The sequence below is a fragment of the Merdimonas faecis genome, from assembly GCF_001754075.1.
GTDB classification, from domain to species: domain Bacteria; phylum Bacillota; class Clostridia; order Lachnospirales; family Lachnospiraceae; genus Merdimonas; species Merdimonas faecis.
In genome coordinates this window covers 1-17,206 of sequence record NZ_MIEH01000023.1, presented here as the reverse complement: position 1 = coordinate 17,206, position 17,206 = coordinate 1, and the positions used below count along the sequence as shown (strand labels likewise).

14 protein-coding genes are annotated in these 17,206 nt (G+C 43.9%); 1 reads left to right on the top strand and 13 read right to left on the bottom strand.

Annotation, left to right across the window (positions count from 1 at the left end):
* Positions 1-143: 143 nt before the first annotated feature.
* The 12 genes from BKD12_RS12950 to rfbA form a co-directional block, all read right to left on the bottom strand.
* Positions 144-1,655, bottom strand: a complete 1,512-nt coding sequence (locus BKD12_RS12950) for a cohesin domain-containing protein (RefSeq protein ID WP_070089765.1) — start codon at positions 1,653-1,655, stop codon at positions 144-146.
* Between the two features lie 46 nt (positions 1,656-1,701).
* A complete protein-coding gene (locus BKD12_RS12945; RefSeq protein ID WP_070089764.1) occupies positions 1,702-3,105 on the bottom strand; it encodes an LCP family protein in 1,404 nt (467 codons plus the stop codon).
* An 85-nt stretch (positions 3,106-3,190) separates the two neighbouring features.
* Positions 3,191-4,204 (bottom strand): WaaS/CpsH family glycosyltransferase, encoded by a 1,014-nt coding sequence (locus BKD12_RS12940; RefSeq protein ID WP_070089763.1) that lies wholly within the window; start codon positions 4,202-4,204, stop codon positions 3,191-3,193.
* Positions 4,204-5,313: an LCP family protein gene (locus BKD12_RS12935; RefSeq protein ID WP_070089762.1), complete on the bottom strand. Its 1,110-nt coding sequence runs from the start codon at positions 5,311-5,313 to the stop codon at positions 4,204-4,206. The genes BKD12_RS12940 and BKD12_RS12935 overlap by 1 nt, the downstream gene beginning before the upstream one ends.
* Before the next feature lie 17 nt (positions 5,314-5,330).
* The gene (locus tag BKD12_RS12930) at positions 5,331-6,734 is read right to left on the bottom strand and encodes an undecaprenyl-phosphate glucose phosphotransferase (RefSeq protein WP_070089761.1); all 1,404 of its coding nucleotides are present in this window, start codon (positions 6,732-6,734) and stop codon (positions 5,331-5,333) included.
* A gap of 128 nt (positions 6,735-6,862) precedes the next feature.
* Positions 6,863-7,816, bottom strand: a complete 954-nt coding sequence (locus BKD12_RS12925) for a glycosyltransferase family 2 protein (RefSeq protein WP_070089760.1) — start codon at positions 7,814-7,816, stop codon at positions 6,863-6,865.
* A 9-nt stretch (positions 7,817-7,825) separates the two neighbouring features.
* The gene (locus BKD12_RS12920; RefSeq protein WP_070089759.1) at positions 7,826-9,643 is read right to left on the bottom strand and encodes a glycosyltransferase family 2 protein; all 1,818 of its coding nucleotides are present in this window, start codon (positions 9,641-9,643) and stop codon (positions 7,826-7,828) included.
* A 3-nt stretch (positions 9,644-9,646) separates the two neighbouring features.
* Complete coding sequence (locus BKD12_RS12915; RefSeq protein ID WP_070089758.1) at positions 9,647-11,593, bottom strand: rhamnan synthesis F family protein; 1,947 nt, start codon at positions 11,591-11,593, stop codon at positions 9,647-9,649.
* A gap of 35 nt (positions 11,594-11,628) precedes the next feature.
* The gene (locus BKD12_RS12910; protein WP_242872772.1) at positions 11,629-12,363 is read right to left on the bottom strand and encodes an ABC transporter ATP-binding protein; all 735 of its coding nucleotides are present in this window, start codon (positions 12,361-12,363) and stop codon (positions 11,629-11,631) included.
* A gap of 11 nt (positions 12,364-12,374) precedes the next feature.
* Complete coding sequence (locus BKD12_RS12905) at positions 12,375-13,151, bottom strand: ABC transporter permease (RefSeq protein WP_070089757.1); 777 nt, start codon at positions 13,149-13,151, stop codon at positions 12,375-12,377.
* Between the two features lie 32 nt (positions 13,152-13,183).
* A complete protein-coding gene (gene rfbC / locus BKD12_RS12900; protein WP_070089756.1) occupies positions 13,184-13,738 on the bottom strand; it encodes a dTDP-4-dehydrorhamnose 3,5-epimerase in 555 nt (184 codons plus the stop codon).
* A gap of 31 nt (positions 13,739-13,769) precedes the next feature.
* On the bottom strand, positions 13,770-14,648 hold the full coding sequence (gene rfbA, locus BKD12_RS12895; protein ID WP_070089888.1) for a glucose-1-phosphate thymidylyltransferase RfbA: 879 nt from the start codon (positions 14,646-14,648) through the stop codon (positions 13,770-13,772).
* A 220-nt stretch (positions 14,649-14,868) separates the two neighbouring features.
* On the opposite strand from rfbA, the gene BKD12_RS12890 reads away from it, so the two are divergent.
* Positions 14,869-16,569, top strand: a complete 1,701-nt coding sequence (locus BKD12_RS12890; RefSeq protein WP_070089755.1) for an SGNH/GDSL hydrolase family protein — start codon at positions 14,869-14,871, stop codon at positions 16,567-16,569.
* Between the two features lie 93 nt (positions 16,570-16,662).
* Here BKD12_RS12890 and BKD12_RS12885 read toward each other — a convergent pair.
* Positions 16,663-17,206 (bottom strand): IS66 family transposase (locus BKD12_RS12885; protein ID WP_141736951.1); only part of this gene is annotated, 544 nt, incomplete at its 5' end.

The following is a 17,206-nucleotide window of genomic DNA, read 5'->3' as shown; positions in this document are numbered from 1 at the left end:
CTCCTTATGATTGTTTTTATTTGCACAAATTGCTGATTTTTTTGCACTATCAAACCATATTGTATCAGATTGCAGAGCATCTGTAAAGAAAAAGAGGATGTCACAAAGACATCCTCTCTGATGAATCGTCCCGATTCACTCTATTAATCCAAGTCAATAAAGTCTACCTTAAAGGTATCATCCGGTTCCATATGGCTTCTTTTTTTCTTGGGCTGTCTGCTGAGCAGTTCATCCAGATCGTCGATCATTTCATCTGCTTCATCCTCTTCATACTCATCAAACTCGTCCTCGTCTAAATCTTCCATCTCCATGGTACCGTAATCATCAAATTCCTCTTCTTCGTAATCCTCGAAATCGTCAAAATCGTCCTCATCAAGGTCGATCTGCGCCGTCTGCGCCGGCTTTCTTACTGCCGGACCGCCCTTCGGGCCTCCCTTGACTGCAGCAGTTTTTTTCTTTCCTTTAGAAGACTTGGATGCTTCCTCTTCATCCAGGTCAATGCCATACTCATCGTAGAGATCGTCAAGCTCCAGATCACGATGGCGCAGCTTCACCGCCGTTACGATCAGCACGATCAGAAGGATCAGGAATACTACCGCCGCAATGATCACGATGATATCCAGGAAATTGCTGATAAAATCAAGGATCCTGCCCCAAAGTCCGCCTGCGGAAGAGCCGCTTTCCTCTTCGGAAGAAGCTGCTGTATTCTCCACATACCGCTGGTAAGTCCCATCCACGGTATCATATTGATATAAGCCTTTCTGCCCGTCTGCATTCAGTGCATAGACAACATAGTAATCTGCGTTATCTGTATTCTGCCAGGCCGGAAATTCTTTACCGTTCAGGGTCAGTGTAGTCTCCTGATACGCACTTGGAAGACTGACGCTTCCGTCATCCTGCAAAAGGACGATGTATCGGTCCTGAGAAAGTTCTACCTGTTCAAAAGGTGAAAACGTTCCATTTTCACTATCATACAAAAAGAAATCTGACTCTCCGCTGTCGGCAGCTGTCAAATAGAAAGCAGTCTGTCCGCTGGCCTCCTGTGTAACAACTTCACAGGATGTTCCTTCATACTGTGTTTCGCCCTTTGTAAAACCAGTCGGGATCAGTGCCTCTGAAAAACCGCCTGTGATCGTATACTGCACCCCGTTTACTTCCACTTGCGATCCGTTTCCAGAGGATTCCGTGGAAGACGTACCATCCTCCTCTGTAATCAGCGATGGATCGCCGGGGCCGATCGTCACCGCCGAGCTTCCATTCGTAATATCCAGGGCAACTCCAGTCGCATCTGTTCCCGAAGACTGGGACACCTGGATGTTCGTCGTTCCCTCTGCTAATGCCTGAAAGGTCAGTGCAAAAGACGCCTCTGTGGCACTCCCTCCGTTTCCGGAGATCGTAACGGTACCGTCACCGCCTGTAGCGCTGTCGCCACTGACGAACCTGAGCTTACTGGAATCATAAGTAAGCGTCGCCTCCAGCGAATCCATCAGCACCGGTGCTGTAAATTTCGCAGTCACCTCTACTTCCGCTCCCACCGTCGTTGAGGGATCTGTAAACCGAAGTTCCGCTGAAGCCGCATGTGTCACCAACGATATGCATGGGACGAACAAACACACTATCGCAAGGGCCGCAAGGGCTTTTTTAATTCTTCTCATGTGCTTTACCTCATTTTCTTATTTATAATAATTACATTTATTGCTTTTATCCCACCGGTGCAGTGCCGTCTCCTGTACCGCTTCCGTCGCCTGTTCCGGTTCCGCCGCCTGTGTCTGTACCACTTCCGCTGCCTGTTCCATCTCCGCCTGTTCCGGTTCCGCCGCCTGTATCCGTACCAGTTCCGCCTCCTGTACCAGTTCCGCCGGTCCAGTCAGTTCCGCCTCCTGTACCAGTTCCGCCGGTCCAGTCAGTTCCGCCAGAATTTGTTCCCGAACCACTCTCTCTGCCTCCAGAAGTACCAGTTCCTAAGCCTGTAGTACCGCTGTTTGTATTATAATCGTAAGTTTCCTCTTCTTCTTCTGTATAATTTTCTTCTGTTGCACGATCCGCTGCACGGGTATTAATCCCACTCTCAATTCCTTGCACTGTACTGGATACTGTATATCCGTCATTGCCAAACAGAAATTGGTGTAAATCTTGTACACTCTGGGTCAAAGAATTAGGAATTACAACACTTCCCACTTCATTTAAAGTGTCTGTTGTATTATCCTCCGGAAAACCAATAGTTTCTCCTATTTTGTAATCTGCAATATCTTTTAAATATCCAAGCATTTCTGTTAGTGTAAAATTTGTAGATATCTGTGGGAAAACATCATCAGCAATTTTGTTAAGTTCTGATATTCCCATTGTCTTTGCTTTATCTGCAATCATCATCAGAATCGTTCTCTGTCTGGCCGAACGTAAAAAATCCCCTCCCGCCGTATATCGAATTCTCGAATAAGACACAGCCTGTACACCATTTAAATGATAGGTTCCAGCCTCTTGCGGATCAATTCTTTCGTAATCTTTTCCAGTTACCTTAGAAGTTTCCACACAATAATTGTTCATATGGCCAACTTCTTCTGCTGTCATAGTTACATCCAATCCCCCAAGAGCATCTATAACATCTACCAGTGCATTAAAATTCACAGTCACATACTTTTCAATATTCATATCCAAATTTCTGTTCAGCATAGATACCGCCTCTTCCGGGCCCCCAAACGCATAAGCGGCATTTGCTTTATTGTAACTTCCGTCTTCTAATTCTAAAAGCGTATCGCGGAACACTGAGACAAGCTTCACCTCTTTTGTCTCTCTGTTCAGGCTGGCAATCATGATGGTGTCGCTTCGATTTCCCTTTCCCAAGTCATTTTCTCTGGAGTCCAATCCGAACAGTGCTACATTGACATATCCAGTTTCGTGCTCCACTTCATCTGAAATATTCAAGTTTTCCGCATTTAATTCCGTCGTTTCGATCTTACTTAATTTGCTTGCCAAAATCACCGTGCCGATTGCTAAAACTCCCAGTAATGTCGAACTTAAAATGACTGCAATCTTTTTTCCTAATGACCAGGAAGCGAATCCTCTCTTTTTTCTTCGCCCTCTTCTATATCGGCGTCTTGTTGCCATGGCCTTTATCCTTTCCTTTGTGTCATATTTTCATGAAATAGTACGTTTTACATAATACCTTATTTTTTTTGAAAATTCAACATTTCTACGCATTTTTCGTAACTTGAAGAAGTGTCATAAGCCAGTTCCTCAATGAATATTTCTGGTATACTTCCTGAGGAAGATCTTCGTATTCCTTTGTAAAAAAAACGCTCGTACCGTCAATCTCCCCCTGGAATACTAAAATATTGCTTTCCCGATAGAAATCATAATTTTTAACATCTATATTTGTAGTAATCAGCTTCCGCTTCGCCCCCAGACATTCCATCGTACGGATTGTCAGTCCTCGCTGACCAGCCTGAGGTGCATCCAAAATGCATTTCGATTCTTCAAATATTTTTGCTGACACACTGCCCGGAAGCTTCTCCTTCTGGAATTCTGAAAACCGAGCACTGTGGTATTCCTTTGCAAACAATTTGTGATAAAAATATTTCAGATTCGATGGCATATAATGATAGACAAACTGTCTTGGCATCAGCCCTTTCAACGCTTCCGACATTTGGTTAATGCTCTTATATTTCTGCGGATGAGCCGTGCCGATATAAGAACAGTCATATTTCCACTTCCGTCTTTTTGAATGTTCACCTATTTTTTCATATTGCCTGTTATAGAAAAGTGGAAGAAACGTGTAAATTTCATTTTCTTTGCAGTCTACAGGGTCAAAAGAATAGATTCTGTCGAAAAAAGGATGTATCTTCTTCACATAAGGGAGATTTTCTTCTGAATCCCACTGATATAATATAAACTCTGCCTTTTGCTGAATCTCCCTGATCTTTTTCACCATATCCGTCGAAAAGGCAAAGGTCATTCCCGCAACCACAAAAACAAAGTCATATTTCCTAGCGCAGATCTTCGGGAGGATATCTCTTAAGAAGGCTTTTTTCATAGATCCCAGAATCAATTTCTTATTTACCCGTCCCAAAGCCTTAGAGAAGCTGGAGTTGCTGTAAGTATCACAGATATAATCTGCCTCATAACCCATGTCACATAGCTCATCCAGAATATCTTTATAGTAGTCAAAAAAGACAGGAGCTATCAGCAATATTTTTTTTTGCCCCATTACTCTTCCGACTCCTCTTCATCTTCTGGCTCCGGATAGATTCCTGTAATATACGCAATATTATCGCTGATACTGGTCAAATTCTCTGTTGGCGTATATTCTTCATCTGGAAACAGGAATTCATGAAGTTGGATCACATTGTTTTCCAGTCCTACTGGCACTACATAGGATCCAGAATATCCCGGAACCGATTCTGGCGTTGCAGCATCAATCGGAAATCCTTGTGTATCACCCAGACTATAATCAAATACTCCCACTGCCATCTGCAGGATTTCACTGGCAGACAAGCTTGTAGAAACCTCTGGCAAAACTTCATCAATAATCTCATTGATCTTTACGATTCCTGCATCTTTTGCCTTCTCCGCAACTTTTTCAATCAAAAGCCGCTGGCGCTCTGTCCTGGTAAAATCTCCACCCGACGTATACCGGATTCTCGCATAGGACACCGCCTGCACGCCGTTCAGGTGATAGGTGCCTGCTTCTTCGGGTTCAATCCTTTCATAATCCTTTCCCGTAACCTCGGACGTCTCCACACAATAATTATTCATATGGACGACCTCCTCATAAGTCAGGTCCATATCTACCCCACCCAGCAGGTCAACCACATCCGCCAGCGCAAGGAAATTTACACTGACATAGTCTTGGATATCAAGGTCGAGGTTGCGGTTCAGCATAGATACTGCCTCTTCCGGGCCACCCTGGGCATAGGCCACATTTGCCTTATCATAATGTTGCCCTTCCTGCTCCAGCATCGTATCCCGGTATACAGAAACCAGCTTTACTTCTTTTGTCTCATTGTTCATGCTTGCAATGATGATCGTGTCACTTCGGGCAGGTCCGCCATCCTCCCCGGCTTCTCCTCTGCTGTCGTTCCCAAAAAGGGCAATGTTCGTATAGCCTTCCTGTGTCCAGCCGTTATTATCAACATTTAATGTGACATGATTTAGCTTCCCCAGTTTGAAGATTGCATATGCCGCCACACATAAAACTGCAAGGATAATAATTTCCAGCACAAGAACCATGATTCTTCTGCGTCTTCTTTTCCGCAGCCGTTTTTTTCTCTCTTCTTTTGTAAGCCTTGCCGCTTTTCTACTTCTTTTCTTTGCCATATCTTCCCCTTTGATTATCAGTAGGCGTTCTTATTAATAAATCCTTTGATAAACGTCAGAATGATAATTTTCATATCCAGCCCCAGGGTCCAGTTTTCAATATAATATAAATCATATTCAATCCGTTTATAAATAGAAGTATCTCCCCGATATCCATTCACCTGAGCCCACCCGGTGATCCCGGGCCGAACCTGATGTTTGATCATGTATCTTGGAATTTCTTCCTTAAACTTCTCCACAAACTGTGGACGCTCCGGTCGTGGCCCTACCAGGCTCATATTCCCTTTCAGAACATTAAAAAGCTGGGGAAGTTCATCAATACTGGTTTTCCTGATAAACTTTCCCACCGGTGTAACCCTGGGATCATTCTGTGTCGTCCACTCGCCTTTTTCTGTCTCTTCACTCTGTACCACCATGGAACGGAACTTATACATTCGGAAAGGACGGTTGTGAAGCCCTACCCGTTCCTGCACAAAAATCAGTGACCCAGGAGCCGTAACTTTGATCGCAATAGCCGTGATCAGCATGACCGGCGAAAAGATAATGATCGCTACAAAGGCGCCAAAGATGTCCACCACCCGCTTCAGCCACCGGTTCAGCGGGTCATTTAACGGTACTCTCCGTATATTGATAACCGGCATCCCTTGTATATCTTCCGTATAAGCTCTGCTTGGTATCACTTTATTGTAGTCCGGCACAAATTTGGTGTGGACGCCGGATTTTTCACACATTTTTACAATACGTTCGAGTTTATGATATTCTGCCAGACCCAGAGTAATGATGATCTCATCCAGCCTGTTCTGTGGCAGTACGATTTCCAAATTGTCAATCCGTCCAAGAACCTTGATCCCCTTGTATTCCGTTGCCCTTGGCACGTTGTCCGCAAGGATGCCCCGTATATTGTATCCCCATTCCGGGTTCTGGTGAACACGGTCGATATACTCTTCCGCCGCCCGGCTATAACCAATCAGCAATATATGCTTCTGATTATATCCTTTGCTACGCATTTTTCTGAGCGCATAACGGATCAGATTTCGCGACAAAACCTCCAAAAACACGTTTAGCACATAAAAAATGAAGATCATTAACCGCGAGAAATCTGACTGATGGCGAAAATACAAAATCAATATAAAAGCCAAAAGCCCGATGCTGTTAGCCTGAAGGACATTCCAGGCCTCTAATCTTCTTCCGCGCATCCGCCTTGGCACATATAACTGAAAAATATAATATAATAACAGATACCCCGGCAAAATAAATATCAAGGCAGACATATATGCCCGCAAAGACAAAAACCAGGGATCTAATTCAAAAATCCCGCTTTTAAAACGCAGATACCACGCCAGCACGTAGGATATCACAATAATAATCCCATCAATCACTACCTGCAGACGGTTTAAAAGCGGTTGATTTTCACGTATCAAAACTTCATCAACTCCGAAATCATTTCGTAATACTTTTGTAACATACTCAATTAATCATACATTATTTTACACAGATGCGCAAGGAAAACGAGTCATTCTGCATTATTTTTAAGATAATAATAAGTTTTTCACAAAAACAGTCGAAGTATGTTGATCCATAATTCTATCTGTATTTTCAGATAATTCCCAAAATTCTTCTTTTGATACCGGACTCTTTTCTCTTTTTTCATCAATGCCGGTGCTTCTGCAAGACCTTTCAGATAAGATTTCCCCATACCTTTTTTCAGGAAAAACAGGAATTTTATCAAAAACCCTGCCAGTAAAAAGGGAATGTTAATCAGGACCTGAAGAGGAGGCATATTTTTGTAGATCAGATATACGTTATTCCTCGCAGACAAGTGTACCTTAAAATCATTATGCCTGGAACCGCTGGACGCACTCCCTACATGGATGATCCTGGCCTTTGGCTCATAGGCATTCCGGCAGCCGAATATTTTCGCCCGATATCCGATATCCACATCCTCCAGGTAAGCAAAATGCGTCTCGTCAAAGTCTCCGATCTCATCGATCACACTCTTCCTGTAAATCGCCGCCCCTCCGCAGGCACAAAATGTATCCGTTCTCTTCCGGTACCCTTCAGAAGATTTGTCTTTCCCCCGTGCATATGCCCACCCAAGGGCGTTATAAAAAGTTCCTGCGCTGTCGATCTTTGTCCGGTCCTGATATTGGATCATCTTTGCTTCCACGGAAAAGATCTTCTCGTCTGATTCCATTTCCGCAACCAGGAAATCGATGGCATGCCTGCACACAAGCGTGTCGTTGTTCAAAAGAAATACATAGGGCGTCTTGGCCTTGCTGATCCCCACGTTGACGGCATGGCAGAAACCATAATTCCGGTCAAGCATGACACAGGTGACATCGGGAAAATTCTCTTGTATCTCTTCCATGCTTCCATCGCCCGATGCATTGTCCACAATGATCATATCCAGTTCCTGCTCTGTATTTTCGTAAACGCTTTCCACGCAGGGTTTCAGATATTTTTTCCCTTTATAATTTGGTATTACGACTGTAACCTTCTTCATTTCTTTCGTCTAATTTCCTTTCAGGGAATAATCCCATCTTTTCAGGCTTAAGTTGACATTATACATGGGATCACCGTTTTTCAGGATGTCGATCCATCTGCAGCGCATAAATTCGATCTCGCTCTGGAATCTTCGGATCTTTTCTTTCGTATCCTCCGCTCCGCGGCTCTTCGACTCATAATGGTACAGTTCCACGTACGGATCATATACGACCAGGTAACCGGCCTTCCTTACCTTCAGGCACAGGTCCACATCATTGAACGCCACCTTCAGTTTTTCTTCAAAGCCCTCTACCTGCTGAAAAACCTCTCTTTTTATCATCATACATGCCGCTGTGACAGCGCTCAGATCCTGCTGGATCACTGCCTTATGCATATATCCTGTATAGCCTCTTTTCAGGCCGACGAACATATTTCCTGCGATGCCGCCGATCCCCACGACGATCCCGGCATGCTGGACCGTGTCGTCCGGATAATACAGCTTTGCACCAACGATCCCTACTTCTTTCCTTTGGCAGTTTGCCAGCATCTCTCCCAGCCAGTCGCCATGGATCACTTCAATATCATTGTTCAGGAACAGAAGATACTCTCCGGACGCATGTCTTACGCCAAAATTATTGATAGCGGAATAATTAAATTCCCCGTCCCAGTATACGACCTTGACGTTTTCTCCTGCGATCTCCTTATAATAGGAGAACGTCGCCTCTTCTTCGCTGTTATTTTCAATCACGATAATCTCATAATTCGGATATTCTGTCTTCTGTTTTATGGAATTGATGCAGGCCGCCAGTGTATCTGCCTGGTCTTTGTTGGGGATCAGGATCGATACAAAGGGTTCGTCTTTCAGCGAGTATTTCACACGGTAAAAGCCCAAGTCCTTTGTATGGGACACTTCTCCCTTTTCGCCACATCTTTCCAGATGCTCTTCAATTGCTCTTTTTCCGGCATCATAGGCATACATCTTGCTGAGAGGATTATCCGCCGTAGATGCCTTATGGACACGCCAATGATACAAGATCCTTGGGATGTGTACAATATTCCTGGCCTTTTCTGCACACCGCAATACCAGGTCATAATCCTGGGCTCCGTTAAATTCTCCCCGGAAAGCGCCCACCTGCAGGATCAAATCTTTTGCTGCGACGACAAAGTGACAGAAATAATTGTTGGCTCTTAACAGGTCAAGGTTAAAATCCGGCTTGAAATGGGGTGAAAAATACTCTGCCGCATCTGAAGAAATCTTATCCTCATCCGTATAGAGCATGTCCACTCCGTCCTTTTCATTCACCGCCTTGACCACCTCATACAGGGCGTCCGGAGCCAACAGGTCGTCATGGTCTAGGAATCCGATATACTCGCCCTCTGCGATCTTCAGTGCAGCATTTGTGTTTTGGGCGATCCCTTCGTTTTCCGGCACATCCGTCACTTTGATCCGCGGATCCCCCGCGCACTTTTCTCTCAGCAGGGCGGCAACCTCCTGGTTCGCCGGGTTTGCATTGGCAATGCAGAGTTCCCAGTTTGCATAGGTCTGCTCCTGGACAGACCCGATCATATCTCTTAAAAATTTTTCCGGTGTATTATACACAGGGACAAGGATACTGACCAGTGGAGTCTTTTCGAATTTTTCCTTTCTCTGCCGCTCCAGCTCTTTTTCTGAGGCACAGTGCTTCAGATACCATTCCTGGTAGTCAATTTCATCCTTCTGAAACCGTTCCGACAGCTTCACCCAAAAACCTTTGGCTCCATAATGACGGAAATAAAGTATCCCCTTCTTGATATTGTAAGGGGATACTTTTTTCAGCATATTTACATAGTCGATCTTATTCTTCATGAATTAATCCTCACCTTTAACCTCTATTCCATTGAGATTCTCTATGCCTTTCATTTTTTTCCATCTTTTCCGCATCTTTTTGTACATTTTCTGCGGGAGATATTTCTTGAGATAGCATTTCATCCTGAATTTTATGACAGCCTTAAACGATCCGCGGAGCGCAAACACCTGATTCATCAGGGCAACCATCTGGTCATAGTAAGGGCCAATCCCGCTATTCACCAGAACCTGATTGTAGCCTCTGACATAATATCTCAGGTTGTTGTACTCGATCGCTGCAAATTTATCTGTCATCCCAATCGCCGGGTAATATCCTGACTGCTGGGCGATAAACGGATAGATCCTCTCGATCGCGTGCAGCAGCGTACCGTCAATCTTATTCGGTTCCTCCGGGAAATCTTCATATTCCCAGTTTCTGTCGTACAAAGGCTTCATCGCCGCCGGCCGGAACCAGAACATCGTCCCCAGCGGAGCAACTGGCGGAGACATCACGTTCATCGGAACCGTCAGGCCAAGCTCTTTTGCCAGCTTTTTCGTCACGTTATAATTCGGGCCCCACTCAAAGCCGATCGTTGTAAAAAACGTACTGTGGTTCGGCTCCGGAGGCGACAGGATCCCAAGCCTCGGGTTATTGATAAATGTATTGATCACATTCGCCACATACGCTTTGTTTGACAATACATTTTCAAAACATTTATAGGCAAATGATGCGCCAATCGTTCCCGGTTTCACCTGAGCCGTCTTTTTATCGTGGGCAAAGCAGACGATATCGTAATCCATGATCACATCCTTCACTCCTACCAGAAGGCTGCTCACATCCCTGCCACGGTTCTGTATCACACGTACTTCCAGCTTCCGGCAGGGCAGCTTCGAAAATACCTTCTCGATCGCCGCTTTTTTTGCCTCCGTGTCTGTCGTAAGATAAATATCCGCTTCCGGCGGCATTGCCGAAACATAGTGATAAGACTCTTCTAACAGATCTTCGAAAAACAGATGCATGACTAATGCGATTTTATGCTCCGAAACCTGGGTCTTAAATGTTTCTTCGTTAAACTGATTTGTCGGAAGTATATACGCAAGATTCAGGTTCTTTACAATGTCATACTGATGGTAGTTCCGAAGGATCGTATCCCAGATCAGATCCACGTCATAATCCGTCTCATATCTGAGATAGTCAAACAGTTCGCTGGTCTGTTCACCAGCCGTATTCTTCAGGAAATCATCTTCCATGTGGAAGAAACTGCGCTTTTTAAAGATCGGGCATCTTCTCTCTGCGATCAGTTTTTTCGGGCACATCATCAACGGATATCCGCTGTATGACCTTAAATCTTCACATTCAACAGAAACTGCCCAACGATACCCTTTGTCAGCAAACCGCTTTGTAAAAATGGACTCATGCTTCCCGACTGCCTGTGCATAATCCTCGATCATAGGCATGTTCTCCCAATATTCCTGGAAATCACTGCTGGAGACCAGGCTCCTTCTGCAGGCGATCCAGTGGGACTGGATATGATCCGGCAGATATCCATAAGGGGAGTAACCAAAAGGATCTCCTTTTATTTTAAAATATTCGGTCAGTCCCCAGAAATCCAGATCCTGCCCGTCCATTTTTTCGAAAGTTTCACTAAAGGAATACACAGGACCCATGATCGTGTTGTTCAGCATGATCACTTCGTCGTAGGTCTTCAGTTTTTCCCAGCCATAGCTTTCGAGCGCTGTTTTATAAGCCCAGACATCAAACCCTTTGTTTTCACGAACCAATACGTGTCCGTACTTCTCCAGCTGTTCTTTTCCATCCGGAGTCAGCTTTCCGTTGCAGACAATAAATATTTCACTGACATTCTTTTTCAGGTCGTCCAGAAAATATGGGACATATCTGTCTACAATGCCTCTCTTGTCATAGAAAAAATAAATAGCCAGCCTGTTCGCATTTTCACTATTGATTATCATTCCCTGTCTCCTTCGTAAAACCTATTTTCTTTCAATCATTCCGCTTCGCCGTAACGTTCACATACTCTCTCAACCGCATCATCCATCAGCATTTCACCGTGGCTCAGCAAAATTGCACGGCTGCAGACTTCCTTCACCTGATCCATACTGTGGGATACAAACAGCAGCGTCGTTCCCTGCTCCAGCATCTCCTGTATCCTGTGATGGCATTTTGCCTGGAACTGCCAGTCTCCTACAGAAAGGATCTCATCTACGATCAGGATGTCCGGCGTATAGATCGTCGCGACTGCAAATCCCAATCTTGCGATCATACCGGAAGAGAAGTTTTTAATCGGCACGTCCATAAACATCTTCAGTTCAGAAAAGTCGATGATGCGCTCCATATTTTCTTCCAACATTTCCTTGGGATATCCCAGGAGCGCTCCATTCAGGAAAACATTTTCCTTCGCAGTCAGATCCATGTCGAATCCTGCGCCCAGCTCTATCATGGGGGCAACCGTACCGCGCACTGTAACGCTGCCTTTTGTCGGCTTCAGCACCCCTGCGATCGTCTTCAGCAGGGTACTTTTCCCTGAACCGTTTTTTCCCACAAGACCGACGGCTTCTCCTTTTCCAACCTGAAAAGAGATATTTTTCAAAGCCCAGAATTCATCGTATGAAATCTGCCCTTTCAGTTTTTTTATTAAAAATTCCTTTAAGCTGTCAACATTTTCTCTGTATAGTCGAAACATCATCGAGACATCATTGACTTCTACAATTGAATTGCTCACGCTTTTCCTCCCTACACCTTCAAAATAAATTTATCCTGCTGTTTGTAAAACGTCCATAACCCCAATGCCATCACGATGATGCACGGAACGATACACATCAGCTGAAGTCTTGCGTCAGGCACTTGCCCATACATGATCACTTCCCTCAGCATCTGTACAATACAGGTCAGCGGATTGTGTGTTACGATCGTCCTTACCCATCCCGGGAGCATTTCCACCGGATAAAATATCGGGGTTAGATACATCCAGGCTGTGGTCAGCACGCTGTACAGGTGCTGCAGATCCCGGAACGTAACGACAAGCGCTGACAACAAAAGCCCCATCCCCAACGAGAACAGGAACACATAGAACACCGGGAAAACAAGCAGGATCACCGTCCACGAGAGGGACGTCCCGGTAGCAACGATTACGATCAGCAACGCGATGAAGGATGTCAAAAGGTTTACAAAACAAGAGCACACTTTTGACATCGGGAACAGATATTTCGGCACATATACCTTCTTTATTAACGCCGCATTCCCCAAAATAGAACTCATGGCAACAGTACTTGCCTCATTAAAAAAGTTAAAGATCACCTGGCCGCACATTAAGTAAACAGGAAAGTTCTCAATATTCGCCCGAAACACATGGGAAAATACGATCGACATAATGATCATCATGCCTAACGGGTTCAAGACTGACCAGAGCATTCCAAGAAACGACCTTCTATATTTCGTCTTCACGTCTCTTCTGACAAGTTCTTTCAGTAGCTCCTTATATGCCAGGAAATTATGTATATAAGTCGACACCTCTTTACCTCCCAAATCTACCATCTTCGCGACTAGGCTTTCTTAAAGTCCTTGATGCCTGTCCATTTCTGGTCCTTTTCAGAGATGATCAGCTCCATTCCCTCAGGGATCGGCCATTCCACGCCGATATCCGGATCATTCCATGCAAGCCCGCCTTCATCGTTCGGATGATAGAAATCTGTACACTTATATGCAAATTCCGCCGAATCAGACAACACAAGAAAACCATGCGCAAAATTCTTAGGGATGAAGAACTGCTTCTTATTTTCTGCAGACAAGATGACTCCATGCCACTGCCCATAGGTCTTCGACCCTTCTCTCAGGTCAACTGCAACGTCAAACACCTCGCCGCTTACTACCCTAACCAGCTTATCCTGGGGATAATTAATCTGAAAATGGAGCCCGCGGAGAACTCCTTTTTTGGAGCTGGACTGATTGTCCTGTACGAATTCCATATCAATCCCTGCAGCCTTATAATCATTATAATTATAAGTTTCCATAAAATAGCCTCTCTCGTCTCCAAAAACGGCTGGCGTAATAATTTTTAGTCCTTCAATCTCACAAGTCTCCACTTGAATCTTTCCCATTTTTATTTCTCCTTATTCAATCAAAAATATTTTACAATCCTTCTGCTACTTCGATCAGATATTTTCCGTAATTTGTCTTCAGCAGTGGCTGAGCCAACTCGATCAGCTGTTCTTTTGTGATAAATCCCCGCTTATACGCAATTTCTTCAATACAAGAAATATATAACCCTTGTCTCTTCTGGAAAGCGGCAACAAAATCCGCCGCATCAAGCAGTGCATCATGATTTCCAGTATCAAGCCATGCAAATCCACGCCCCATCGTCTCCACATAAAGGTCTCCTCTGTCCAAATAAGCATTATTTACACTGGTGATCTCAATCTCGCCTCTGGCAGACGGCTTTACGTTTTTAGCTATTTCCACAACATCATGATCATAAAAATACAGCCCTGGCACTGCATAGTTGGACTTGGGATGTTCCGGCTTTTCTTCGATGGAAATAGCCTTTCCGTTCTCATCAAACTCAACAACCCCATACTCCCGTGGATCTCTTACATAATATCCAAAAATCGTGGCACCTTTCTGCTGCTCTACCCGCTCTACCGCAGTCCGCAGTGTTCTGGAAAAGCTCTGACCATAAAATATGTTATCTCCAAGAACCAGTGCTACATTGTCATCCCCTATAAATTCTTCACCGATAATAAAGGCATCCGCCAGCCCCCTTGGGCTATCCTGTACCGCATAGGACATCTTCAGCCCCAGGCTTTCTCCTGTGCCGAAAAGTTCCTGGAATACCGGCAGATCTCTCGGGGTTGAGATAATCAGAATTTCCCGTATCCCCGCCAGCATCAGCGTCGATAACGGATAATAGATCATGGGCTTATCATACACCGGCATGATCTGCTTCGACACCACCTTCGTCAACGGATACAATCTGGTCCCAGAACCACCTGCTAAAATAATACCTTTCATGGCAACCTCCTGTTTATAAAAATCCATGCACATATTTCTTTATCCGAATAATTGTAACACATTCTTAATATGTCCGCAATATTTTATTCTTTTATTCATTCATATCTTGATTTTTCTCATAACTATATAACTCCCTCTTTCGTAATACTAGACAGAAACACCTATCAAGTGTTAATATGACTTAAAAATAATCTATCATAAGGAGAATCAAGTGGCAAACATGAATAAAGTAATAAAACATGTAGTATCTATATCCTTTTTACTATGTATTTTCTTCTTTACACACTCTACCGTACTAGCAGAAGAATCATCTTTAGAAGACACTTCACAAATTAATTTCCCTTCATATATGCGTGAAGGTGCTGCTGCAGAACTCGGAACAAATCCCCAAACACAGGATGATCGTAAAATCGTTTCAGTGTTAGGAGATAGTATCGGAACATATGAAGGATATACTCCTTGGAACATATTCTATTACTACTATTGTTCTCAGTATATGGATGTTTCCGAAACATGGTGGATGCACTATATTGAAGCCAACAACATGAAACTGGGCGTAAATGAGTCTTTAGGAGGATCAAAAGTTGCCTGGTGGGAAGAAGACCCCAGCGGCTATAACAGCAAACAATGTATGGCCGCAGAAGAAAGAATTGAGCGACTAGATGATAATGGGACTCCTGACATAATTTTATTCTTTGGTGGTACTAATGACATCGCCAGTACCGTATTAGGTGAATTTCTTCCTGGAGAAAATATCGGTGATATATCCACCTTCAAATCTGCATATCAAACTGCGCTGGTCCGTCTCAAAACACACTACCCATCAGCTCAGATTATTTGCCTGACACCCTATTACCGAGATATCAGTTCCTGGAGCGATACTACGAATGAAGATGTAGATCTCTATGCCAATAGTATTATTGAAATATGTCAGTATTATGGTATTCAGTATGTTGATTTGAGATATGCTGATATAGATGAGCGGGAAGATATGTGTAAATCGGATTATCTTCATGTAAACGAAAAGGGACATCATAAAATATGGCACATGCTTCAATACAACCAACCCGCGTTTGTCTCTAAAGGAATTAATATACTTCAAAATGATAAAAATATCGTGCGTGCTGAATATCAAGTCTATGGAGCCTCAGAAAACACGGAATACCAATGGCAAGTATATGACTGTAATGCAAACTCCTGGATTTTATGTACCGATTGGAGTAACAATAGTGTATTTTCATATGAACCTGAAAAAAGCGGTACTTATTGGTTATATTGTACCGCCAAAAACGCTCTGGGCGAGACGGTATCTGGCGTGACTGGCATTTCAGTCGTACTACAACCAATTGTAATAGATGGAGTTTGCTGGCTTTACCAAGAAACAGAAATCCAGATAGGCGTCGCATATTCAGCTTCTAGTTCCTCATCTCTAGTTCGATGGCAGTCTTATAATCTAGATACGAAAAAATGGAATATTATCAGTGATTGGAATACTGGAAACTGGAGTTCTTGGAAACCCACAAAAGGAAATTACTGGCTTCACGTAGAGGTCAAAGATGACAAAGGAAAGATTGTCTCTCATACTATCAATTTTGCCGTTAGCAGGAACTATCCTGTATATATTAACGGAAAATATCAAGGACCAAATCCTTATGGAGCCGGCTGGCTTATTGGGGTGAGTTCTAATATAAATCCCAAACAAAACTATCAGTATGAACTTCTAATATTGGATTGCAACAAATATGTATCAGGAGACCCTAATCCCTGGATATATGGAACAGGGTTGCAAAAACTATCATCAGGAACAGTCTTCTGGACCACTTGGAATCCTCCTCACAACGGCTACTATTGGACTTATTTTCGAATATATGATGAGCATGATATTTTAGTTGAAGATCAATGTTATGGAACACTTTTTTAAATTTTAAGCAATGTAAAAGTAAGCGCCAAATATTAATGCGGTCAGATACAAAATTACCCCAGCCCTTTGCGAGTTGGAGTAATTCACTATAATTCACATGCGATTTTTGATAGATTGGAGTTTTTCACTCCAAGGTGCCAGCTCTGCCAGCTGTTCATCGGTCATATCTTTACTTGGCCGGTGCTCCAGCAGAAATTTAAGATATCCATAAATATTCAGCCCATGTGCTTTTGCCATCTCAACCATTGTGTAGACTGCCGCACTGGCATTCGCTCCGTCAATGGAATTACTGAACAGCCAGTTCTTCCGCCCTACTGCAAATGGACGGATCGCATTCTCGCTGAGATTATTGGTAAAGCTGCACCGCCCGTCTTCCAGATAGGTCTCCGCTGTATCACGCCGGTTAAGAACATAATTAATGGCTTTATCCATCCGCGTATTCCGGACGGGCTTCTGCTGATCCAGCCACGACCAGAAAGCCTCCAGAACGGGTTTTTCCTTCTCGAGACGCAGCTGCTTCCGCTTTTCATAATCACCGGGATACTTTTTGTTAATGGAGTCCTCAATGGCGAACAACCGGCTGCAGTACTGGACGCCCTGCACTGCCGGCTGGCTGTAGTCATACTGTTTTCCTTTG

Excerpts from the sequence above, each read along its gene's own strand:
- BKD12_RS12915 (WP_070089758.1), bottom strand. The coding sequence starts at position 11,593 with ATGATAATCAATAGTGAAAATGCGAACAGGCTGGCTATTTATTTTTTC.
- BKD12_RS12890 (WP_070089755.1), top strand. The coding sequence starts at position 14,869 with ATGAATAAAGTAATAAAACATGTAGTATCTATATCCTTTTTACTATGT.
- rfbC (WP_070089756.1), bottom strand. The coding sequence starts at position 13,738 with ATGGGAAAGATTCAAGTGGAGACTTGTGAGATTGAAGGACTAAAAATT.
- BKD12_RS12925 (WP_070089760.1), bottom strand. The coding sequence starts at position 7,816 with ATGAAGAAGGTTACAGTCGTAATACCAAATTATAAAGGGAAAAAATAT.
- BKD12_RS12945 (WP_070089764.1), bottom strand. The coding sequence starts at position 3,105 with ATGGCAACAAGACGCCGATATAGAAGAGGGCGAAGAAAAAAGAGAGGA.
- BKD12_RS12950 (WP_070089765.1), bottom strand. The coding sequence starts at position 1,655 with ATGAGAAGAATTAAAAAAGCCCTTGCGGCCCTTGCGATAGTGTGTTTG.
- rfbA (WP_070089888.1), bottom strand. The coding sequence starts at position 14,648 with ATGAAAGGTATTATTTTAGCAGGTGGTTCTGGGACCAGATTGTATCCG.
- BKD12_RS12935 (WP_070089762.1), bottom strand. The coding sequence starts at position 5,313 with ATGGCAAAGAAAAGAAGTAGAAAAGCGGCAAGGCTTACAAAAGAAGAG.
- BKD12_RS12940 (WP_070089763.1), bottom strand. The coding sequence starts at position 4,204 with ATGGGGCAAAAAAAAATATTGCTGATAGCTCCTGTCTTTTTTGACTAC.
- BKD12_RS12920 (WP_070089759.1), bottom strand. The coding sequence starts at position 9,643 with ATGAAGAATAAGATCGACTATGTAAATATGCTGAAAAAAGTATCCCCT.